Below are 23,257 nucleotides of genomic sequence, written 5' to 3'. Positions count from 1 at the left end.
ACGTCCGACGGCCGGCGGGCAGGTGGCGGAGGCCCCGCCACCCCGCCGGCCCGTCCCCGAGCGGATTCAGCCCTGCCGCGCGATCAGGCTCGCCGGCCGCAGATCGGTCCAGTTGGCCTCCACGTAAGCGAGGCAGGCTTCCCGCGTGTCCTCGCCGAACACGGTGCGCCACCCGGCGGGCACCTCGGCGAACGAGGGCCACAGCGAATGCTGGTTCTCGTCGTTGACCAGGACCAGGAAGCGGCCCTGCGGGTCCTCGAACGGGTTGGTCGTCATAGCGCGTCACTCCTCATGGGGTTCACGGTGAACAGTTCCGAGAGCGGCTGTTCCGGGTCGGCCGCCACGTTCCGCAGCAGTGTGCGGAGTTCGTCCGCGAGCCGCCGGGCCTTGGCCCGTCCCAGCAGTCCGGTGGCGTGGATCAGCTCGCAGTGCACCGGTCCGTCGCCGCGCGGCTCGTAGAAGCTGAGGGTCAGTTCTGCCCTGGCGGAGCCGGTGGGCACGGCGTGGAAGGAGCCCATGCCGCCCTCCAGTTCACCCAGGTCCGCCTGCTCGTGGTGGATCACCATGACCTGCGGTCCCCGGGCCGGCAGACCGGTCGCCCGCGCCACCTCGTCGAAGGGCACGTCCCCCCGGTCCAGCGCGCCGAGGGTCGTCTCCCGCACCCGGGTGAGCAGCTCGGTGAAGGTCGGGTCCCCCGCGGTGTCGGTGCGCAGCACCACGGTGTTGAAGAAGCAGCCGACCAGGTCGGCCAGCCGGTCGTCGCCGCGGCCGGCGACCATGGTGCCGATCGGCAGATCGGTGCCGGCGCCGTGAGCGGTGAGCAGGGCCGAGAGCGCCGAGTGCAGCACCATGAACATGCTGGTGCCGGTGGCCCGGGCAAGCGCGTCCACGCCGGCGTGGAGGTGTTCGTCGAGGACGAAGGCGATGTGGTCGCAGGCGTGGCCGGACCGGTCCGCCGCGTCGGTGCGCGGCCCGTCGGCCGGCAGCTCCAGGGAACGGGGGGCGTCCTTCAGCGTCTGCCGCCAGTAGGCGAGTTGCCGCCCGCCAGGGCTGTCCGGGTCGGTGAGGTCGCCGAGCGTCTCGTGCGCCCAGTGGGTGTAGTCGCCGTACGTCACCGGGAGGGGCTGCCATCCGGGCTCCGCGCCCGAGGTCCTGGCCGCGTACGCGGTGGTGAGGTCGCGGAACAGCGGGACGACCGACCATTCGTCCGCGGCCAGGTAGTGCATGGTCAGCAGCAGCGCCTGTGTCCCGTCCGCGCCCGTGAGCAGCCTGGCCCGCAGCGGCGGCTCCCGCGTCAGGTCCGGTGCTCCCGCGGCGAGCCGGGTGAGCCGGGCGTCGAGATCGGCGCACTGCTCGGCCTCCAGCCGCGGCGGCGGGCCGGCCTCCTGGAGAACGGCGCCGTCCCGCTCGGTGAAGACGGTGCGCAGCGGTTCGTGCCGTGCCACCACGTCCGCCAGCGCCGCGGACAGCGCCTCGCGGTCCAGCCCGCCGGGCGAGCGCAGCACGAGTGCGTGGTCGAACGCCGCATGCCGCCGGTACGCCGACCACTGCGGGCGCTGTACGGGAGCGACGGGTGCGGGGGCGCCGTCCGCGCGGGGCCCCAGCGGTCGCAGCGGCGGGCGGGCGGCCGACGCGCTCTCGACCTTGTCCGCGAGGCCGGCGACGGTCAGTGCGTCGAACACGTCCCGGATGCTCAGCTCGACCCCGAACTCGGTGCGGATCCGGCCCACGAGCCGCATGGAGGCCATCGAATGGCCGCCCAGTGCGAAGAAGCTGTCGTGGACGCCCACGTCCTCCAGCTTCAGGATCTCGCAGAACAGTTCCGCCAGCCGGACCTGCGCCGGGGTGACCGGCCGGGCGTCACCGGTCATCCCCGACCAGTCGGGTACGGGCAGCGCCTTGCGGTCCAGCTTGCCGTTGGGGGTCAGCGGCAGCGGACCGTCCAGCGGTACGACGAGGGCGGGCACCATGTACTCGGGCAGCAGGGCGGCGACGTGGGCGCGCAGCGCCTGCGGGTCGAAAGCTCCCGTGCCGGCCTCGAGGCGGCTCTCGGTCCCGGGTCCGGTGTCGGGGCGTCCGGGTCCGGTGCCGGGGCCGTTCTCCGGGACGACGTAGCCGACCAGACGCACGATGTCGCCCTTGCGGTCGGCCACCACGGCCGCCTGGGCGACCGCCGGATGGCCGGCGAGCGCGGCCTCGATCTCGCCCAGTTCGATCCGGAAGCCGCGGATCTTCACCTGTGTGTCGACCCGGCCGAGGAAGTCGAGATTGCCGTCCCTGCGCCAGCGGGCCCGGTCCCCGGTGCGGTACATCCTGCTGCCGGGCGGGCCGAACGGGTCAGCGACGAACCTCTCGGCCGTCAGCGGGGCCTTGCCGAGGTAGCCGCGGGCCAGGCCCCTCCCGGCCACGTACAGTTCTCCGGCCACGCCCGGCGGGACGGGGCACAGACGGGCGTCCAGGACGTAGCAGAGCGTGTTCGGGTCGGGCCTGCCGATCGGTACGCGTCCGGTGGGCCGTCCTCCCTGTGGGCTTCTGCCGGAGGGACCCCCGGCCTGCCGGGCGGACCACAGGGTGGAGTTCACCGTGGCCTCCGTCAGTCCGTAGGCGGCGATCAGGTCGGCGGTGGCGCCGAAGCGCTCGAAGAGGTCCGGTGGCACGGTCTCCGTCCCGACGAGGACCGTGGACCCTTCGGGCAGTTCGCATCCGGCGGGCAGCGCCGACACCAGGGACGGCGGCAGGATCATGTGGGTGATCCGCTGCTCCGCAAGGAAGTCGGTGAGCGCCGGCCCGGCCACCCGCGCCTCGTCGGGGACGAGCACGAGCCGGCCGCCGTGGCACAGCGCCATCGACAGTTCGAAGACGAAGACGTCGAAGCCGATCGAGGCGAACTGGAGGACACTGCTGTCCCGTTGCAGCCCCATCCGGTCGACCGCGGTCGCGACCAAACTGGAGATGCCCTCGTGCGGGACGACCACGCCCTTGGGCCGGCCCGTCGAACCGGAGGTGTAGATCACGTAGGCGGCCTGGTCGAGACCCGAGGGCAGGTGGTTCACGGCGGAGTGCGGAAGCCGGCCGAGTTCGGCCGTGACGTCCGGCGCGTCGAGGAGCACGACGGGGACACCCGTCACTTCGGGGATCTTCCCGGCCACCGGCTCGGTGCCGACGACGACGGCGGCACCGGAGTCCTCGATCATGTAGGCGAGCCGGTCGGCGGGGTGGATCAGGTCCAGCGGCAGGAAGGCGGCGCCCAGTTTGAGGGCGGCGAGCACGGTGGCGACCATGTCGGCCGAGCGGGGCACGGCGACGCCGACCACGCTCTCGGTGCCCACTCCCCGCGCGGCCAGCAGGTGTGCGATCCGGTCGGAGCGGGCGTCCAGCTGCGCGTAGCTGAGGGATTCGGAGCGTTCCACGACGGCCACCGCGTCGGGCCGTTCGGCGGCCTGCCGGGCGAACAGGGCGGGCAGCGACGCCTCTTCGACCGCGCGGCCGGTGGCGTTGAAGCGGTCCAGGACCGTCTCCCGTTCGCCGGCGGTGAGGATCTCCGCCCGGGAGAGCGGCTGTTCCGGTGCGTCGGCCACCGCCGCGACCAGCCGCCGCAGACACTCGGCGAGCTGCTCGGCGCTGTCCGGGTCGAACAGCTCGGTGGCGTACTCCAGTCGGCAGCCGAGGGTGCCGTCCGCGCCGTCGGCCGCGGTCTGCTCGGTGAAACTGAAGACCAGGTCGAACTTGGCTGACCTGATCCGGAACGGCACGTCCGCCACCCGCAGTCCGGGCAGCCGGAGCTCGTCGGCGGTCCGGTTGTGGTAGCCGACCATCACCTGGAACAGGGGGTTGCGGGCGGGAGAGCGGGCCGGGTTCAGCCGCTCGACGACGGCCTCGAACGGCACGTCGGCGTGGGAGAACGCGGCCAGGTCGGTGGCGCGGACCCTGGCCAGCAGTTCCGTGAAGCTCGGGTCGCCGCTCACGTCCGTCCGCAGTACCAGTGTGTTGACGAAGAAGCCGACCAGGTCGTCGAGTCCTTCGTCGCCGCGCCCCGCGATGGGCGAGCCGAGGGGGATGTCCGTACCGGCGCCCATGCGGTGCAGCAGGGCGGCGACGGCCGCGTGCACCACCATGAACATGCTGGTGCCGCTCTCCCTGGCCAGCCGCTTCAGCCGCCGGTGGACCTCCGCGTCGAACGCGATGTCCAGTTCCGCGCCGGTGAAGGCGGGCCGGGCGGGCCGGGGACGGTCGGCCGGCAGCTCGATCTCCTCCGGGGCGCCCTCCAGCGCCGTACGCCAGAACTCCAGTTGCCGTGCGGTCAGGCTCCGGGCGTCGGCCGGGTCGCCGAGCAGGCGCTGCTGCCACAGCGCGTAGTCGGCGTACTGCACCGGCAGCGGCTCCCGCTCGGGCGCGGTGCCGCGTGCGCGGGCGGCGTAGGCGGTTGCCAGGTCGCGCAGGAAGGGCCGGTCGGACCACTCGTCGGTGGTGATGTGGTGCAGCAGCAGGACGACGACGTGGTCCTCCGGGGCCACTTCCACGACCGTCGCGCGCAACGGCAGTTCGGAGGCGAGGTCGAACGGGCGGTTGACGGCGGCGTCGACGATGCCGGCAACCTCCGCCTCGTCGGCGCGGAGGCACTCCACCACCGGTTGCGCCCGCTCGACGGGCAGCACCCGCTGGAAGACCTGGCCGTCACGCTCGGAGAAGACGGTCCGCAGCGCTTCGTGGCGTGCGGCCACGTCGGCCAGCGCGGCCCGCCACGCGGGCACGTCGAGCGTGCCGCGCATCCGCATCACCAGCGGGAAGTTGTATGCGGCGGAGGTGCACTCGATCTGCTGGACGACCCACAGCCGCTGCTGGGCGTGGGACAGCGGCAGTTCCGCGGGCCGCGCGCCGGCCGTGAGGGCCGGGCGGTCGGTGGCGGCCGGGCGGGCGGCCCGCTCGACGAGCTCGGCGACGGTCGGCGCCTCGAAGAGGTCGCGGATCGCCAGCTCGGCGGAGAGCGCGGTGCGCGCACGGCTGATCAGCCTGGTGGCCAGCAGCGAATGACCGCCCAGGTCGAAGAAGTTGCTGTCGGTCCCGACGCTGTCCTCGGCGAGGCCGAGCACTTCGGCGAAGAGCGCGCAGAGTGTCCGCTCCTGCGGCGACCGGGGCGGGCGGACGGAGCCCTGTGGGGTGACGTCGGGGGCGGGCAGGGCCTTGACGTCGAGTTTTCCGTTGACGGTCAGCGGCAGCGTGTCCACCGCCACCAGCGCCGACGGGACCATGTAGTCGGGCAGGGCCGCGCGCAGGTGGTCGCGCAGGCTCCGCACCAACGCCGTCCCGTCCTCGGCGTCGTCCTCGGGCACGACGTAACCGGCCAGGCGCTTCGCGCCCGCGCTGTCGGCCACGGCGACGACGGCGGCGTGGGCGACGTGCGGGTGGGCGGCCAGGGCCGCGGAGATCTCGCCGAGTTCGATCCGGTGGCCACGGATCTTGACCTGGTCGTCGGTACGGCCGAGGAAGTCCAGGAGCCCGTCAGGCCGTTGCCTGACAAGGTCGCCGGTGCGGTACATCCTCTCCCCCGGGTCGCCGAACGGATCGGCGACGAACCGCTCCGCCGTCAGGCCGGGCCGGTCGTGGTAGCCCCGGGCGAGGCCGGTGCCCGCGATGTACAGCTCCCCCGGGCAGCCGGGCGGCACGGGGCGCAGCATCGCGTCGAGCACGTGGGCCCGGGTGTTACGGATGGGGACGCCGACCGTCGGGGTCGGGCTGTCGGCGGTGGATCCGCCGAGTGTGTTGATCGTGTACTCGGTGGGCCCGTAGAGGTTGTAGCCGTAGGTGTCCTCGGTGCGGCGCAGCCGGGTCCACACGGTGTCGGACACGGCCTCTCCGCCGAGCAGGACGAGTGCGGGCCGGTGCCTGCCGCCGTGTTCGCGGGACGTCGCGGCCGGGGGGCCGCCGGCGGCCTCGTCCGTCGTGTCCCGAGCGGTCTCGTCCCGGTCGAGAAGGCCCTCCTCGATCAGCAGTTGAGCGTACGTGGGAGTCACGTTCACCACGTCGATCCGGTGCCGGTCGCAGTAGGCCACCAGGGCTTCCGCGTCGCGGCGCAGGTCCTCGTCGCAGACATGAACCTCGTGCCCCTCGACGAGCCAGAGCAGTTCCTCCCAGGACATGTCGAAGGCGAAGGAGACGGTGTGCGCGATGCGCAGGCGGCGTCCGCCGGCGGAGGCGATCGCCGGGTCGAAGATCTCCTTCTGGTGGTTGAGCTGCATGTTCGTCAGCCCTCGGTACGGTGTGACGACGCCCTTGGGCCGGCCCGTCGAACCGGAGGTGTAGATGACGTACGCGGGGTGCTCCAGCCGGCCGGGCACACCGTGCGCGAACGCGGGCCGCTCGGCGTCGGTGACCGAGCCCTCCGGGAGGTCCGCCAGCTCGGCGGCGACGCCCGGGTCGTCCAGCAGGAGCTCCAAGGCGACCGGGCCGGAGGGCCCCCGCAGGGTGGGCGCGACCGCCGTCGTGGACAGCAGGCACAGCGGCCCGGTGTCCTCGACCATGAGGCGCAGCCGGTCGGCCGGGTGATCGAGGTCGAGCGGCAGATAGGCGGCGCCGGTGCGGAGCACCGCGAACAGGGCCACGACCATCTCGATCGAACGGGGCAGCGCGAGCGCGACGACCTTCTCCGGCCCCGCGCCACGGGCGATCAGCAGCCGGGCGACCCGGTTGATCTGCGCGTCCAGCTCCAGGTAGGTGAGGGCGCGCTCGCCGAAGACCAGCGCCACCGCGTCGGGGGTGCGGGCGACCTGCGCCGCGAGCATGTCGGCGACGGTCTCGTCCGGCACCGGCCCGAAGCCGGCCTCCCACTCGGCGAGCAGGGCGGCCCGCTCGGCGGGCAGGAGCAGGTCGAGGGTGCCGACGCGCCCCGACATGTCGCCGACGAGCCGCTCCACCAGGGTGCCGAAGCGTTCCAGCGCGGTCGCGGCCTGCTCGTCGTCGACCAGGTCGGGGCGGTACTCCAGCTTCACGCGAACGGTCCGGGCCGGGTCGACGACGAGGGTCATGGGGTAGTGCGTGGCGTCCACGCTTTCCACGGCGGTGATGCCGTGCCGTTCCCTGAGCTTCCGGAACGCGTTCTCGTCGGCGAAGTTCTGCAGCACGTACAGGGTGTCGAAGAGGACGCCCCGGCCGCCTTCCCGCTGGAGTTCGGCCAGCCCCAGGTACTCGTGGTCCATCACCGCCGCACGCTCCGACTGCACACGGCGCAGCAGGCCGGCCACCGGCTCGTCGGGCTCGAGCCTGACCCGCACGGGCACGGTGTTGAGGAACATGCCGATCGTCGACTCCGCACCGGGCACGTCCGCGGGCCGTCCGGCGACGGTGGTGCCGAAGACCACGTCGTGGCGGCCAACGGTCGCGGACAGCACGAGCGCCCATGCGGTGGACAGCACCGCGTTGATCGTCAGCCCGTGTTCACGGGCGGCCGTCCGCAGACGGTCGCCGAGCCCGGGCGGCAGATCGAGGGTGCGCCGTCGTGGGATCACCGGCCGGTCTCCGCGGTCCCGCGCGACGAGGGTCGGTTCCTCGAGTCCGGCCAGGGCGCGGCGCCAGGTGTCGCGGGCCGCGTCGACGTCCCGCTCGGCGAGCCGGGCCAGGTGGTCGCGGTAGCTGCCGGGCGCCGGCAGGGCGGCGTCGTCGCCGCCCGTCTCGTAGAGGGAGAGGAGTTCGTCGAGGAAGAGCGACTGCGACCAGCCGTCCCAGGCCACCAGGTGGTGGCTGAGCATCAGGCGGTCGGTGGTGCCGGTCAGCCGGATCAGTTCGAGCCGGAACAGCGGTGGCGCCGCGAGGTCGAACCGCCGCAGCCGGCCGGCGTCGGCGATCTCGGTGAGCCTCTTCTGCCGCTCGCGCTCGTCCAGATGGGTGAGGTCCACTTCCGTGACCGGCACCGGCAGCTCGGCCGCGGGGCAGACGAACTGCACCGGCCCGGGCAGCCCGTCGCTGGTGATGCCCGCGCACAGGCTCGGATGCCTGCGCAGCAGCGTCGCGCACGCCGCGCGCAGCCGGTCGATGTCGAGGCGGTGGTCGAAGTCGAAGGTGTCCTGCGCGGTGTAGACGTCCACCGCGGAGGAGTCGTAGCTGGCGTGGAAGTGGATGCCTTCCTGAAGCGGTGACAGCGGCCAGATGTCGGCGACGGGGAACGGGCTGACGCTCTCGATCCGTTCGGTCTCCTGCCGGGTCAGACGGACCAGCGGCGCGTCGGCGGTCACGAGGGAGGGGCCGGTGTTCTCCGAGGTGCCGGCGATGAGTTCGCGCAGCGCCTCCGCCCACGCGGCGCCCAGTGCCCGCACGTCCTCCTCGGTGAGCGCGTCGCCCTCGGGCCAGGTCCAGGTGGCGCGCAGCTCGGGGCCGTGGGGCGTGTCCGCGCAGACGGCGTTGACCTGGAGCGGGTAGGGCATGGCGAGGCCCGGGTCCGGTTCCACGGACAGTGCGTCGCTCTCGACGGCGGGTGCCCAGTCGCGGGTCTGCTCCGCGGGCATCCGGCCGAAGTAGTTGAACAGCACCTGTGCCTGGGACAGTCGGGCGAAGGCGGGCGCGAGCTGCGGGTTGAGGTGGCGCAGCATGCCGTATCCCGCGCCGGAGTCCGGTGCCGACCGCACGGACTCCATGACCTGCTCCAGGGTGCCCAGTGCGTCGCCGGCGGCGGCCAGGCGTACGGGGTGCAGGGCGGTGAACCAGCCGACGGTGCGCGACAGGTCCAGATCGGAAACGTCGCGTCCGTGCCGTTCGAGATCCACCAGCAGGTCGCCGTCCCCGTCACCGCGCCGGCGGGACACGGCGATGCGCAGGGCGGCGAGCAGCACCTCGGTGACGTCCGCCCCGGCAGCGGCGGGCACCGCCGTGAGCAGCGCACGCGTCTCCTCGGTGGACAGGGACTCGACGTGCTCGCGCGTGGTCCCGGCGGTACCGGTGCGGCCGGCGCCGGGGACCAGTTCGGCGCCGGGTGCCAGGACCTCGGCCCAGTAGGGGAGTTCGGCCTGCCGTCGGGGAGAGGTGGCCTGCTCGGCGATGTCCCGGGCGAAACGGCGCAGCGAGGTGGGGACCGGTTCCAGAACGGGCCGCGCCCCGTGCGAGACGGCCTCCCACGCGGCGGCGAGGTCGTCCATGAGCACCCGCCACGACACGCCGTCGACGGCCAGGTGGTGGACGACGAGCAGCAGCCGGCCCGGCCGGGCGCCGCCCGTGTCGAACCAGACGGCCCGGAGCATGACCCCGGCGTCGGGGTCGAGACGGGACGCCGCGCTGTCGGATTCGGCGGCGATCACCGCGCGGAGTCCGGCGTCGTCCAGGTCCCGTACGTCGACACTTCTCAGCAGCGCGGCTGCGTCGATCGCGCCCGCGTCGAGCGTCCGCGCCGACCACAGCGCGGGGATCGCCGGGCCGAGGTCCATGCGGGAGAGCGTGAGCCGCAGTGCGTCGTGGTGGTCGAGGACGGCCTGCAGAACCGCTGTCAGGGTGCCCGTGTCGGCGTCGGCGGGTGCCTGGAGCAGCATCGAGAGGTTGAAGCGGCCGATCGGCCCGCCGTCCTCGCGGAGCTGGTGGACGATCGGCAGCAGCGGGACGTCGCCGACGCCGTCGGCGACGCTCACCGGGGAGGCGGCGGTGGTCGGGGAGGCGGCGGTGCTCGTGTCGGGGGCCGCCTCCTCGGAGGCGCCGGCGAGCCGGGCAGCCAGCGCGGCCGGCGTGCGGTGCTCGAAGACGTCCTTGGGGCTGACCGCCAGTCCGGCCCTGCGGGCACGGCCGGACACCGACATGGACAGGATGCTGTCCCCGCCGAGCATGAAGAAGTCCTCGTCCGCGTGGACCTCGTCGAGGCCGAGCACGTCGGCGAAGATCGCACAGAGCTGCCGTTCGCGTCCCTCCCGGACCGTCGGTCCCTTGTGCCGCCGGATCCCTGGGGCCGGCAGGGCCGCGTGGTCGACCTTTCCGCCCGGGGTCAGTGGCAGTGCGTCGAGTTCCACGAAACGACTCGGCACCATGGGCGCCGGGAGGGAAGCGCCGAGCGAGCCGCGTACGGCCTCGATGTCGAGGGTCGCCCCGGCCGCGCGGGTCACGTAGGCCACCAGCTGCTTCACCCCCCGGTCGTCGTCCCTGGCGACGACGACCACGTCGCCGACCGCCGGCACCTCACGCAACCGTGCTTCGATCTCGCCGAGTTCCACCCGGTTTCCCCTGATCTTGACCTGGTGGTCGGTGCGCCCCAGATAGGTGAGCACGCCGTCTCCACGGAACTGGACCATGTCTCCCGTGCGGTACATCCGTCCGCCCTGCCCGCCGTCGGACAGGGTCCCGGCGGGGTCGCGGAACGGGTCCGCGACGAAACGCTCCGCGGTCAGCGCGGCGCGTCCGTGGTAGCCGCGGGCCAGTTGCGCCCCCGCGATGTAGAGCTCCCCGGGCTCGCCCTCGGCAACGGGGCGCAGATACCGGTCGAGGACGTAGAGCCTGGTGTTCCACACCGGCCGTCCGACGGGCACGGTGGCCTCTCCGTCCGGCTCGGCGCCCGCCTCCCAGCTGGTGACCTGGATGACGGCCTCGGTCGGCCCGTAGACGTTGAAGAGGGGCACACCGGTGCGCTCCAGCCAGCGCCTGGCGAGCGGAGCCGGCAGCGCCTCACCGCCGCTGAACGCCCTGCGCAGGCCGGTCCACCACGGACCGTGCGGGGCGTCCTCCGCCAGCAGCGCCGCGTACAGCGACGGCACGAGGTCGAGGTTGGTGACCTGCTCGCGGCGGACGAGCTCCGTGAGATACGCCGGGTCGCGATGTCCGTCGGCCCTGGCGATCACGACCGTCCCGCCGGTCAGCAGTGGGGCGAAGATCTCCTGTACCGAAGGGTCGAAGCCGGTCGAGTACTGGTGGAGTACGCGCTCCCCCGGCCCGAACCCGAACCGCTCGGCCGTCCAGGACAGTTGGGCGACGACGGCTCCGTGGGTCACCACCACGCCCTTGGGTCGGCCCGTGGACCCCGAGGTGTACATCAGGTAGGCGGCACTGTCGGGATGGACATCGGCCGGGAGGGCGTGCTCGCCGTCGTGGCCGGCCGCACCGCGGCCGAGGAAGACGGGGGCGATGCCGTCCTGCTCGGGCAGCCGTGCCCATGACTCCTCGGTGACGACGACCGCTCGGGCCCCCGAGTCGGCGAGCATGTACCGGATTCGGTCGGCCGGGTGGTCCACGTCGACCGGCAGGTAGGCGGCACCCGTCCGGAGGACGCCGAGGAGGGCGACCAGCGCCCCCGCCGAGCGGGGCACGGCCACGGCAACGACTGTCTCGGACCCCATCCCGCGCGCGACGAGCCGGCCCGCCAACTCACGGGCCTGAGCGTCCAGTTCCGCGTATGTCGTCCGCCCGCCGTCGTGGACCAGGGCGATGGCGTCCGGGGTACGGCGAACCTGTTCGGCGAACGCCCCGTGCAGCGTGCCCGCGGGTGTCGCGCGGTCCTCCCCGGCGAGGAGGTCGAGCGTCTCGCGGCGCTCGTCGGCCGTCTGCGCGGGAAGCCGGCCGGCCGGCAGTCCGGGGTCGGTGACGACCTGGTCGAGCAGCGCCCGCAGACGGGCGGCGAACCGTCCTGCGGCCGTGGCGTCGAGCCGGGCGGGGTCGTGTTCGAGGCGCAGTCGGAGCCGCTCGCCGGGATGCACGGTGAGCGCCAGCGGGTAGTGCACCGAGTCGCGTATGTGCGAGCCGACGAGGCGGACCAGCCCCGACGGGTCGGCCGGCTCGCCGGCGTCCGGCAGGTTCTCCACGACGACGAGCGCGTCGAAGAGTTCGCCCAGGCCGACGGCCCGCTGGATCTCGGCGAGTCCGAGGTGCTGATGGTCCAGCAGTTCCGCCTGTTCGTCCTGGAATCGCGTGAGTACCTGCGCGAGCGGCTGCTCGGGGCGCCATCGGAGGCGGGCCGGCACGGTGTTGATCAGCAGGCCGACCAGGGACTCGATCCCCTCGACAGGAGCCTGCCTGCCCGAGACGGTCGTGCCGAGGACGAGGTCGTGGGCGCCGACGGCATCGCCGAGCACCAGGCCGAACCCGGCCTGTACGACACTGCCGAGGGTCAGACCGAGCTGCCGGGCGCGGGCGGTGAGTGCCGCCGTGTCCTGCGGGGACAGCTCGAGGGTGATGCTGCCGGTCCGGCCCGTTCCGGCGCTTTCATCCGCGCGGACGGGCAGCCGGGCGGGTGCGTCGAGTCCCGCCATCGCCTCGCGCCAGGCGCTGCGGGCCTGTTCACGGTCGCGTCCGGCGAGCCACCCGGCGTACGCGCGGTAGGTTCCGCTCGGCTCGCAGGCCGGTGCCGTGTCGGCGCCGGGACGGTAGCCGTCCAGCAGTTCCCGTGTGAGGAGCGGGAGCGACCAGCCGTCCACGATGATGTGATGCATCGTCAGGACCAGCAGTGAGCGCCGCTCGCCGAGGCGGACCAGCGCCGCCCGCAGCAGCGGTGGGGCGCCGAGGTCGAATCGCTCTGCCCGCTCCGCCGCCGTGATGTCGTCGACGGCCGTGGGCCGCCGCTCCGCGTCGAGTTCCGACAGGTCGGCGAAGCGCCACGGCAGGGCGACGTGTTCGCCGATCAGCTGCACGATCCGTCCGTCCCGGCACTGGCGGAAGGCCGCGCGCAGCAGCGGATGACGGTCGAGCAGCCGCTGCGCGGCCGCCCGCAGGGTGTCCGCGTCGACGTCACCGGCGAGTTCGAGGGTGTCCTGGACGGAGTAGCCGTCCGCCCCGCTCTCGTCCACGGCGGCGTGGAAGAAGAAGCCTTCCTGGAGCGGCGTGGCGGGTACGACGTCGACCAGGTCCGGGACGGCGGCAGCGAACTCGGCCCGCTCCTCCTCCGTCAGCCGCACCAGCGAGAACGGCGCGGGCACCGCGCTCGTCACGCCCCGACTCCCGTTGTCGTCCGCGGTGAGCGCCGCGGCGCGTGCGAGCGCCGCCACCGTGCGGTGGCGGAACACGTCCCTGGGGCTGATCGCGAATCCCGCCGCGCGGGCCCGGCCGACGAGCTGGATGGCGACGATGCTGTCGCCGCCGAGTTCGAAGAAGCTGTCGTGGACGCCGACCGACGGCAGGCGCAGGAGCTCGGCGAACAGCGCGGCGAGGGCCGTCTCCGCCGGTGTGGTGGGCGCGGCGTCGCCGGTCAACGCGGTCCACCGCGGCTCCGGCAGCGCGCGGGTGTCGAGCTTCCCGTTGGGCGTCAGGGGCAGCGGGCCGTCGAGGAGGACGACGGCCGAGGGCACCATGTACTCCGGCAGCACCTGGGACACCTGCGCCCGCGCCGCCCCCACGTGCGCCTCGGTGTCCGCACCGCCGTCGCCGGCCAGATAGGCGACGAGGCGTTTCACTCCCCGGTGGTCGTCCCGTACGAGGACCGCTGCCTGGGCGATCCCGGGGCAGGCCATGAACGCGCTCTCGATCTCCCCCGGTTCGATGCGGTGGCCGCGGATCTTGAGCTGGCCGTCCGCGCGGCCGAGGAAGTCGAGGTTGCCGTCGGCCCGCCACCGGACGCGGTCGCCGGTGCGGTACATGCGCTCGCCGGGCACGCCGTACGGGTCGGCGACGAACCGCTCCGCGGTCAGCGCCGCCCTGCCGAGGTAGCCGCGGGCCAGGCCTCGCCCGCCGACGTACAGCTCGCCCTCGACGCCCACGGGGACGGGCCGTAGTGCCGCATCGAGCACGTAGGCACGGGTGTTGGGGTCGGGGCGGCCGATGGGTGCGGGCCCGGGGAGGCCCGGTTCCGCGGTCCACAGCGTGGAGTTGACGGTGGCCTCGGTCAGGCCGTAGGCGACGACGACGCGCAGGCGGCCGGACCAGCGGGCGATCAGCTCACCGGGCACCGCCTCCGTGCCGACCACGAGCACCGCCCCTTCGGGCAGTTCGCAGTCCTGCGGCAGCGCGGAGACGAGCGACGGCGGGAGGATCATGTGGGTGGCGCGGTGCTCGCGGATGTAGTCCGTCAGGGCGGGGCCGGCGACCCTGCGTTCGGTGGGGACGACGATGATCCGCCCGCCGACGCACAGCGACATGATCAGGTCCCAGACCGTCACGTCGAAGCCGACGGACGCGAACTGCACGACGCGGCTGTCCGGGCCGACGCCGATCCTGTCCGTCGCGGTGGCGATCAGGCTGCCCACGCCGTCGTGCGGGACGACCACGCCCTTGGGGCGGCCGGTCGATCCCGACGTGTAGATGACGTACGCGGCCCGGTCCAGCGCGATCGGCAGGCTCAGGGCGGAATCGTCCAGGGCGGCGCACGCGGCGACCACGGACGGGTCGTCGAGCAGTACCCGGGCGACGGCCGGCACGGCCGGCAGGTCACCGGTCGACGCCCGCGTGGTGACGAGTGTCCGCGCGCCGGCGTCGGACAGCATGTAGGCGATCCGGTCCTGCGGGTGGTCGGCGTCCAACGGCAGGTACGCCGCCCCGGCCTTCATCACCGCGAGCAGGGAGACGACCAGTTCGGGTGAGCGCGGGACGGCCACGGCGACGATGTCCTCAGGGCCCACGCCGCGTGCGACGAGCAGTCGGGCCAGCCGGTTGGCGGCGGCGTCGAGTTCAGCGTAGGTCAGCTGCCTGTCCTCGCAGACGAGCGCGACGGCGTCCGGGGAGCGGCGGACCTGCTGCTCGAAGGCGGCGGGCCACGTCAGTTCGGGGGCCTCGCGCGGCGCGACGGCGAACTCGCCGAGCAGCCGGGCCCGTTCTGCCCCGGAGGTCAGCTCGATGCGGCCGACGGGGCGGTCCATGTCCTCGGCCATGGCGTCGAGGACCATGCGGAAGCGCCGCTCGTGGTCGCTCAGGGTCTGCTCGTCGCACACGGCCGCGTCGGCGTCGAGGTGGACACGCAGGCCCGTGCCGTGCCCCGGCAGGCTGACGGTGACGGCCAGGTCGCTGACCGGGCCGAGCCACTCGGGGCGGAGGTCGGCGTCCAGGTCCCCGAAGCGCAGTCCCCGCACGTCCGGCAGGATGTTGACCGTGGGGCCGACGAGTTCCGCCACTCCTTCGACCAGGCCCAGGTCCCGGGCCAGGTCCTCCGCACGGTAGCGCCCGTGCTCGACCGTCTCCGCGATCCGGCGCCCGACGGTGCCGGCGAGCTCGGCCGCCGTCATGCCTCCGTGGACGGCGACGCGCAGCGGGAGGACGTTCGACACCATGCCGGGGACCTGGTCGGAGGCGGCCCCCTGCCGGGTGGTGGCCGGCAGGCCGAGGACGAGGTCCTGTTCGCCGCCGGCCCGGTGCAGGTAGGCGGCCACGGCTGCCACCAGCAGGCGTGACAGGCGGACCCCCGCGGCCGCCGCGGCGGCACGCAGCCTGTCGGCCGTGGCCGCCGGCAGTTCGACGGTGCGGCGGACCCGCCGTGTCATCGGCGCCGGCGCGCGCTCCACGAGGCGCACGGGCTCGGGCCGGCCGGCCAGCCGCTCCAGCCAGTAGGCGCGGTCGGCGCGGTACTGCTCCGACCCGCGGTAGTCCCGTTCGCCTTCAAGCAGCCGGGCCAGTTCCCTGCCGGTGCCACCGGCCGGGACGCCGGTGTCCCGGGCGGTGTAGATCTCGCCGGCCCGGCGGGAGACGAGCACGATGCTCACGCCGTCGACGGCGATGTGGTGGTAACGCTGGTGCCACACCACACGGTCGTCGGCGAGCCGCAGCAGCGCGTGGCCGAACAGCGGCCCGTTCACCAGATCGGCCGGGCGGTCACGGTCGGCCTCCGCCCAGGCGGCAGCGGCGGCTTCGGGGTCGGCTTCGCCCCGCAGGTCGACGACGGGAACGTCGAAGGGACGGCGCGCGAGCGTCTGCCGCGGTCCGCCCTCCGCCGGACCAATGCGCACATGCAGGCACTCGGCCTCCTCGAGCGCCTGCCGCACGGCGGCGCCCAGGCGGTCGACGTCGACGTCTCCGCGCAGGTCCAGGGCGAAGGAGACGTTGTAGGCCGAGCTGTCGGGGTCGAGCTGCTGGGCGAGCCAGATCCCGGACTGCCCACCGGTGACGGGTGCTCCGGCGGCGGAAGTCGGGTCCCACTCGGCGTCAGACATCGTGCGCATGGCCCTTTCCCTCATGGTGCGATGGCGAGTCGTTGCGTGACCGTGCACGCCGCGCCCGCCCGGCGGAGGACGGCCGCCGGACGGGCGGCAGGCGGGGAGACCGCGTCGCGGGAGGACGCGGAGGCGCTCCTACTTGATCGCCTCGAGCATCGGGACGACCTGGTCGATGGCGTAGGGGATCGACAGCACCGTGTTGAAGGAGAGCGCGGCGCCGATGTCCGGGCTGTCGTACGGCAGGAACAGGTCCCGCTTCTCCTGGTGGACCTTGGTCTTCTTGTAGAGCGGGTCGGCCTTCATGGCCTTCTCCGTGTCGGGTGTGCCGAGCCAGACGGTCCGGTCGGCCTCCATGACGTCGAGGCGTTCGGAGCTGAGGTCGGCGATGTTCTCCTTGCCGAGGGCGGTGCGGTACTCCTCCGAGGTGGTGAAGCCCATCTCGCTCAGGAAGATGACCTTGGGATCCTTGGGCGAGAAGGCGGAGAACTTGCCCGGCTCGTAGGGCTCGCCGACGGTGACCGTCAGGCCCTTCCATTCGGGGTGATCGTCGCGGACGGCCTTGAAGCGCGCGTCGATGCCGGCGATGAGCTTCTCGGTCTCGTCGTCCTTGCCGAGGGCCTTGCCGATCTGCTCGGTCATGACCTGCCACGGAGCCTGGTAGTCCTCGTGGCCCTTCGGCTGGGCGACCACCTTGGCGATCTTCGACAGGGTCTCGTACTGCTCCTTCTTCATGCCCGAGTACTGGGCCACGATCAGGTCCGGCTGGAGCGCCGCGATCTTCTCCATGTTGTACTCGTCGCGCTCGCCGACGATCTGCGGCGGCGTGGAGCCCCACAGGTCCTTGGTCCACGGCCACTTGCCGTACGGCTGCTCCTTGAACCAGTCGACGGAACCGACCGGCTTCACGCCGAGGGCCAGCACCGCGTCCTGGTCGGACAGGCCGAGGGTGACGACCTTCTTCGGCTCCGACTCGATGGTCGTGCTGCCGTACTTGTGCTCGACCGTGACCGGGAAGGCCGCCGAACTCGCCCCCGCCTTCCCGGACGGCTCGGCCGCGTCCCCGTCCGCGCCGCCGCCGCAGGCGCCGAGCACCAGGGCGGCGACAACGGCCGCTACCAGGCGGGGAATGTGTCTGACGATCCTCGTCGGACCGGGGCGTGTACCAACGGACACGGGGCAGTTCCTTTCACGGGGTTTCACGGTGCGCGTCACGTCCGCCCGGTCCGACGTGTCGTCCGGGCGGGCATGAGTGAGAGAGGTCCGGATCAGAGGGACGAGCCGATCTCGTCGGCGGCGGCCCGCGGCGCGGCGGCCGGCCCCTCGCCCCGGTCGAGGATCGACCGAAGGATCTCGCCGACCCTGACGGCGGTGTTGGACAGCAGCGACGACGTGATGCCGTGCGTGTGCTCGGTGCCCCCCTGGAGGTAGATGCCGCACCGCAGTTGGGGGTCCGTCGCGACGCGGTAGTCACGCTCGACGCGGACACGGCCCTCGTCGTCACGGTGGCAGAACTGCCGCACCTCGCCGAGGAGACCGAGGGTGTCGGCGGTCCGGTACCCGGTGGCGTAGACGACCACGTCGGCGTCCAGCGGCGTCCGTTCACCGGTGACCAGCGACTCGACGGTGGTGCGCACCTTGTCCGGCGTCTCCACGACGTCGGTGAGCCGGGACACCTTGAGGAACCTCAGGCGTTCGGTGCCGAGGACCTTCTCCTGGTACTCCTGCCGGTAGAGGTCGTCGATCAGATCGATGTCCACCACGGAGTAGTTGGTGTTGCCGTGGTAGCCGATCAGTTTGCGCTTGATCTCCTCCGGGGCGGTGAAGAACTCGTCGACCGCCTCGGGGTCGAAGATGCGGTTGGCGAAGCTGCTGTCGTCGGCGGGGCTGTAGCCGTAGCGGGAGAAGACGGCGCAGACCTCGGCCCGGGGGAAACGCCGGTGCAGGAAGGCGACGTTCTCCGCGGCGCTCTGCCCCGCGCCGACCACGATGAAGCGGGTCGGATCCGCTTCCTCCAGGCCGTCGACACGGGCGAGCAGGTCGGAGTTGTGCCAGATCCGGTCGGAGCGCTCGACGCCCTCCGGCATCTGCGGCCGAAGGCCGGTGCCGATCACGAGATTGCGGGCCCGGTGGACGACCAGTTCGGTGCCGGACCGGGCCGTCACATCCACGTACTGGACCACTCCGTCGACGACGACGGGCCGCACGGCGACGACCTCGTGCCCGTAGGACACCATGTCGTCCACCTTGGCCGCGGCCCACTCGAAGTAGTCGTGGAACTCGACCCGCAGCGGGAACAGGTTCTTGTGGTTGACGAAGTCGATCAGCCGTCCCTGACTCTTCAGGTAGCACAGGAAGCTGAACTCGCTCGCCGGATTGCGCAGTGTCACCAGGTCCTTGAGGAAGGACACCTGCATGGTGGCGTCGTCGATCAGCATGCCTCGGTGCCAGCCGAAGCGTGGCTGCCGCTCGAAGAAGTGAGCGGTGACCGCCTCCTGCCTGTCGACGCCTGCGTTGTGCTCACTGAGCGCTATCGCCATGGCCACATTGGACGGCCCGAAGCCGATTCCTATGAGGTCGTGGATCAGTGGTGCGTCGCCAGGAAGAGCCTGTGACATGTCACTCCCATCATGCGGGACAGCCGCCAGTCGGGCGTTGCGGAGAACGGGACCAGGCCAAGCCGACGGAGCGGCGAGCGAGCGGAACTTAGGTAAAGCTAACCTGATCTCCCCCGCCTGTCGATGGGGTCAAAAAAGAAAATCCGGCGGCCGATGGAGCATGAACTCCCTTTACCGCTGGGGCCGTTGCGCGCTTAGGTAAGCCTTGCTTAACTGGCGTCGGTCCATCGCCGCTCTGAGGAGGAAACCCCATGCGGGTCGTCATGTTCGGGTATCAGACCTGGGGGCACCGCACCCTGCAAGCGCTCCTGGATTCCGAACACGACGTGGTGATGGTCGTGACGCATCCCAAGAGCGAGCACGCGTACGAGAAGATCTGGAGCGACTCGGTCGCCGACCTGGCGGAGGAGCACGGCGTGCCGGTGCTGATCCGCAACAGGCCCGACGACGAAGAGCTGTTCCTGCGCCTCAAAGAGGCCGACCCGGACATCATCGTCGCGAACAACTGGCGGACCTGGATCCCGCCGCGCATCTTCGGCCTGCCCCGCCACGGCACCCTCAACGTCCATGACTCGCTGCTGCCGAAGTACGCCGGCTTCTCCCCGCTGATCTGGGCGCTCATCAACGGCGAACCCGAAGTGGGCGTCACCGCGCACATGATGGACGACGAGCTCGACGCCGGCGACATCGTCGTCCAGCACGCCGTGCCGGTCGGGCCGACGGACACCGCCACCGACCTGTTCCACCGGACCGTCGACCTCATCGCCCCGGTCACCACCGAGGCGCTCGCCCTCATCGCCTCCGGGCGCACCGACTTCACCAAGCAGGACCGGTCGCAGGCGAGCTTCTTCCACAAGCGGTCCGCCGAGGACATCCGCATCGACTGGAACTGGCCCGCGGAGGACCTCGAGCGGCTGGTCCGCGCCCAGTCGGCGCCGTATCCGAGCGCCTTCACCTTCCACAAGGGCAAGCGCCTGGAGATCCTGGCCGCGGTCGTGTCCCAGGGCCGCTACGGCGGCACCCCCGGCCGCGTCTTCTACCGGGAGTCGGGCGGCGTGGTGATCGTCGCCGGGGCCGACGCCCGCACCGGCCGCAACCACGGTCTGGCGATCACCCGGGTACGGACGGAGGACGGCGACGAGATGGCCGCGACCGACTACTTCACGTCGATGGGCGGGTACCTCACGAGCCGCCCCTGACTACCGGACGAGCCGCGCGCCGCCTACGAGAAGCCCGCCGCGGCAGGGCGCCCGCGCGCCGACGCCGCACGAGGGGGCGAGCGTCCCACCGGTCCCGAACACGGTGGAGGCCGTGCCATCACGCTCCGACACGGCCTCCGACCTGCGTTTCCGCACAGCGGGACGACAGGATGTGAACCGTCGCCATGACGGCAGGGACGCCCCCCGTCACCGGTGGCGTGCTCGCTGCCCGCGTGCTCACCTACCGCGAGCAGGGGACCCGGACCTTTGCGCGTGCCCGAACAACGCCCTCTCCCCGACCTCTGGGGACGGTGACCCTTGTGGTGGCACTGATGCATAGCGTGAGCGCTGGAAGCATGGCCGCGGGGAGGTGCTACAACTGGGGTTGTGAGCCCGTCTCCACTCCCGTGCCCGGCGTTCCGGTGCGGTCGAAGCTAGGCAGAAGATTCGGAAGCGTCGCCGGACAGGTCTTCGTCCTTCAGGTGGCGATCGTGGTGCTGCTCGCGGCCGGTGCCCTGCTGTCCCTGATACTCCAATCGCGGTACGACATCGACCGTGAGGCACGCAACCGGTCGGTTTCCGTGGCGCAGACCTTCGCGCGATCCCCGGGCCTGCAGGAAGCACTGAGGTCGCCGGACCCGTCCGCGGTCCTGCAGCCCCTCGCCGAGGGGACACGCGGGCCGGCGGGGGTGGACTTCATCGTGGTCATGGACACCCGCGGCATCCGCTACAGCCACCCTCAGCCGGACCGCATCGGCGAGCGGTTCGTCGGCACGATCGAGCCCTCGCTCGCCGGCCAGGTGCACACAGAGAGTGTGCAGGGGCCGCTCGGCAAGGAGATCCAGGCGATCGTGCCGGTCACCTCGCCCGAGGGCGATGTCATCGCCCTGGTCTCGGCGGGTCTGACGGTGGAGAACGTGACCGGCATCGCCGAGCGACAGCTTCCGGTCATCCTCCTGGCCATCACCGGCGCTCTGGCACTGGCCACCGTAGGCACGGCGCTGATCAGCCGAAGACTGCGTCGCCAGACCCACGGCCTCGGCACCCATGAGATGACCCGCATGTACGAGCACCACGACGCAGTGCTCCACGCCGTCCGCGAAGGGGTGCTGATCACCGACGGCGAAGGACGGCTGCTCCTGGCGAACGACGAGGCCGGACGGCTGCTCGGCCTGCCGGACGACGCCGAAGGACGCCCCGTCGACAAGGTCGGCATGGATCACCGGATGGCTGAACTGCTGCTGTCCGGCCGGGTGGCCACCGACGAGGTGCTGGAGGCCGGGGACCGGCTCCTCGTGGTCAATCAGCGGCCCACCCGCCCCCAGGGCCGCCCGCAGGGCTCGGCGGTCACCATCCGCGACTCCACCGAGATGCAGCTGCTGAGCAGCCGGGCGGAGACGGCCCGCAGGCGGCTCAAGCTGCTCTACGACGCCGGGGGTGACATCGGCACCACGCTCGACGTGGTGCGCACCGCGGAGGAACTGGCCGATGTCGCCGTTCCCCAGTTGGCGGACTTCGTCACGGTCGACCTGGCCGACCCGGTGCTGAAGGGCGACGAGCCCGGCCCGGGCGCCGACATGCGGCGCACAGCGGTCAGCGGCATCCGCTCCGATCACCCGCTGTACCCGCTCGGCAGTCTGATCGACTTCCTGCCGTCCACGCCGCAGGCCCGCGGATACGGCACGGGCGCAGCCGAACTCGTGCCCGATCTCCATGACGCGCCGGGCTGGCACGCCCAGGACCCGCCGCGGACATCAGCGATCGTCGGCTACGGGATCCACTCGCTCATCGCCGCTCCGCTGAAGGCCAGGGGCGTCGTGCTCGGGGTGGTCAACTTCTGGCGGTCGCAGAAGCCGGAACCCTTCGACGAGGAGGACCTGTCCCTGGCCGAGGAGCTCGTCGGCCGCGCCGCGGTCGCCATGGACAACGCCCGCCGCTACACCCACGAACACAATCTCGCGGTCACGCTCCAGCGCAGCCTGCTGCCGCAGGATCTGCCGGAGCAGAGTGCCGTGGACGTCGCGCACTTCTACCAGCCCGCGCAATCCGGAGTGGGCGGGGACTGGTTCGACGTGATCCCCCTGCCGGGCAGCCGCGTCGGGCTGGTCGTCGGAGACGTCGTCGGGCACGGCCTGCACGCCGCGGCCACCATGGGGCGACTGCGCACGGCCGTGCACAACTTCTCGTCCTTGGACCTGCCGCCCGACGAACTCCTCGCCCGCCTCGACACCCTCGTCCAGCGTATGGACCAGGAAGGCGACAGCGCCGCCCCGAACGGCGGCATCCTGGGCGCGACCTGCCTGTACGCCGTCTACGACCCGATTTCCCAGAACTGCACCATGGCACGAGCAGGCCACATGCCGCCGTTCGTGGTCGCCCCGGACGGCTCGACGACGATTTCGGAACTGCCGGCCGGACCCCCGCTGGGGCTGGGAGGCATGCCGTTCGAGACCATGGAACTGCGCCTGGCGGAAGGCAGTCAGCTCGTCCTGTACACCGACGGGCTGGTCGAGGAGCGGAGCCGGGACATCGCAGTGGGCATGGAAAAGCTGCGCACGGCGCTGAGCCACCCCGCCCGGGACCCGCACGCCAGCCGCCGCGCCGTACTCGAGGCCCTGCTCCCCAGTTGCCCGTCCGACGACATCGCGCTGCTCATCGCCCGCACACGGACCCTGGGAGCCGGCCGGGTCGCACAGTGGGACGTGCCGTTCGACCCGAGCGCGGTCGGTGCCCTGCGCAGCCTCACGGCCGAGCAGCTCGAGGAGTGGGACCTGCAGGAACTCGCCTTCACCACGGAACTGATCCTCAGTGAGCTCATCACCAACGCCATCCGGTACGGCGCCGCGCCGGTCCGCGTCCGACTGGTGCGTGATCGCACCCTGACCTGCGAGGTGTGGGACGCCAGCAGTACCGCCCCGCACCTGCGGTACGCCGCCACCACGGACGAGGGAGGCCGGGGACTGTTCCTGGTGGCACAGCTCAGCGAGGTCTGGGGCACCAGGTACACACCGGCAGGCAAGGTCATCTGGGCCGAACAGGTCCTGCCGGCCGCCGGCAGTACCCTCGTCTAGAGTGCGGTTCTTCCGCTGACCGCCGTCGCCCTCAGGAGGCGCGCGAGCGTCTGTCGGATCAAGCGTCTGTCGGATCAGTTGAGTGCGCCGGCCCCCACGGGTAGCCCAAAAACGATCGAGGGGTCCGTTCAGATTGCTCTGAACCGACCCCTGATCTGCGACTCTTTCGAGTCGGGACGACAGGATTTGAACCTGCGACCCCTTGACCCCCAGTCAAGTGCGCTACCAAGCTGCGCCACGTCCCGATGCCCGCCTGACCTGGGGTTTCCCCTGGCCGAACGCGCATGAGAACAATACCGCACTCAGGGCGCTGGTCACGAACCCGTATTCCAGGTTCGGCGTGCTTG

At 72.1% G+C, this 23,257-nt stretch carries 6 protein-coding genes and 1 tRNA gene; 2 read left to right on the top strand and 5 right to left on the bottom strand.

Annotated elements, in window-relative coordinates; genetic code table 11:
• Positions 1 to 66: 66 nt before the first annotated feature.
• The 4 genes from ACTMTU_RS04020 to ACTMTU_RS04005 form a co-directional block, all read right to left on the bottom strand.
• Positions 67 to 276: an MbtH family protein gene (locus ACTMTU_RS04020; RefSeq protein ID WP_441262042.1), complete on the bottom strand. Its 210-nt coding sequence runs from the start codon at positions 274 to 276 to the stop codon at positions 67 to 69.
• Entirely contained in the window at positions 273 to 16,022 is a 15,750-nt protein-coding gene (locus tag ACTMTU_RS04015; RefSeq protein ID WP_441262578.1) for an amino acid adenylation domain-containing protein, read from the bottom strand. Before ACTMTU_RS04015 ends, ACTMTU_RS04020 begins: the two co-directional genes overlap by 4 nt.
• A 138-nt stretch (positions 16,023 to 16,160) precedes the next feature.
• Positions 16,161 to 17,198, bottom strand: coding sequence for an iron-siderophore ABC transporter substrate-binding protein (locus ACTMTU_RS04010; RefSeq protein WP_441262041.1), 1,038 nt, complete (start codon positions 17,196 to 17,198; stop codon positions 16,161 to 16,163).
• 92 nt (positions 17,199 to 17,290) lie between these two features.
• Positions 17,291 to 18,640: a lysine N(6)-hydroxylase/L-ornithine N(5)-oxygenase family protein gene (locus ACTMTU_RS04005; RefSeq protein WP_441262040.1), complete on the bottom strand. Its 1,350-nt coding sequence runs from the start codon at positions 18,638 to 18,640 to the stop codon at positions 17,291 to 17,293.
• Between the two features lie 251 nt (positions 18,641 to 18,891).
• On the opposite strand from ACTMTU_RS04005, the gene ACTMTU_RS04000 reads away from it, so the two are divergent.
• The gene (locus tag ACTMTU_RS04000; RefSeq protein WP_441262039.1) at positions 18,892 to 19,839 is read left to right on the top strand and encodes a methionyl-tRNA formyltransferase; all 948 of its coding nucleotides are present in this window, start codon (positions 18,892 to 18,894) and stop codon (positions 19,837 to 19,839) included.
• Positions 19,840 to 20,195: 356 nt separating this feature from the next.
• Positions 20,196 to 22,910 carry a SpoIIE family protein phosphatase gene (locus ACTMTU_RS03995; RefSeq protein WP_441262038.1) on the top strand — a complete coding sequence of 905 codons (2,715 nt, stop codon included), beginning with the start codon at positions 20,196 to 20,198 and terminating at the stop codon, positions 22,908 to 22,910.
• A gap of 171 nt (positions 22,911 to 23,081) precedes the next feature.
• On the opposite strand, the gene ACTMTU_RS03990 is transcribed toward ACTMTU_RS03995, so the two are convergent.
• Positions 23,082 to 23,155: transfer RNA gene (locus tag ACTMTU_RS03990), tRNA-Pro, on the bottom strand.
• Between the last annotated feature and the right edge of the window lie 102 nt (positions 23,156 to 23,257).

This window comes from Streptomyces sp. OZ13 (assembly GCF_052068155.1).
GTDB lineage: Bacteria > Actinomycetota > Actinomycetes > Streptomycetales > Streptomycetaceae > Streptomyces.
This window is presented reverse-complemented; position numbering and strand designations above follow the sequence as displayed.

Excerpts from the sequence above, each read along its gene's own strand:
- ACTMTU_RS04020 (WP_441262042.1), bottom strand. The coding sequence starts at position 276 with ATGACGACCAACCCGTTCGAGGACCCGCAGGGCCGCTTCCTGGTCCTG.
- ACTMTU_RS04015 (WP_441262578.1), bottom strand. The coding sequence starts at position 16,022 with ATGTCTGACGCCGAGTGGGACCCGACTTCCGCCGCCGGAGCACCCGTC.
- ACTMTU_RS04005 (WP_441262040.1), bottom strand. The coding sequence starts at position 18,640 with ATGTCACAGGCTCTTCCTGGCGACGCACCACTGATCCACGACCTCATA.
- ACTMTU_RS04000 (WP_441262039.1), top strand. The coding sequence starts at position 18,892 with ATGCGGGTCGTCATGTTCGGGTATCAGACCTGGGGGCACCGCACCCTG.
- ACTMTU_RS03995 (WP_441262038.1), top strand. The coding sequence starts at position 20,196 with ATGGCCGCGGGGAGGTGCTACAACTGGGGTTGTGAGCCCGTCTCCACT.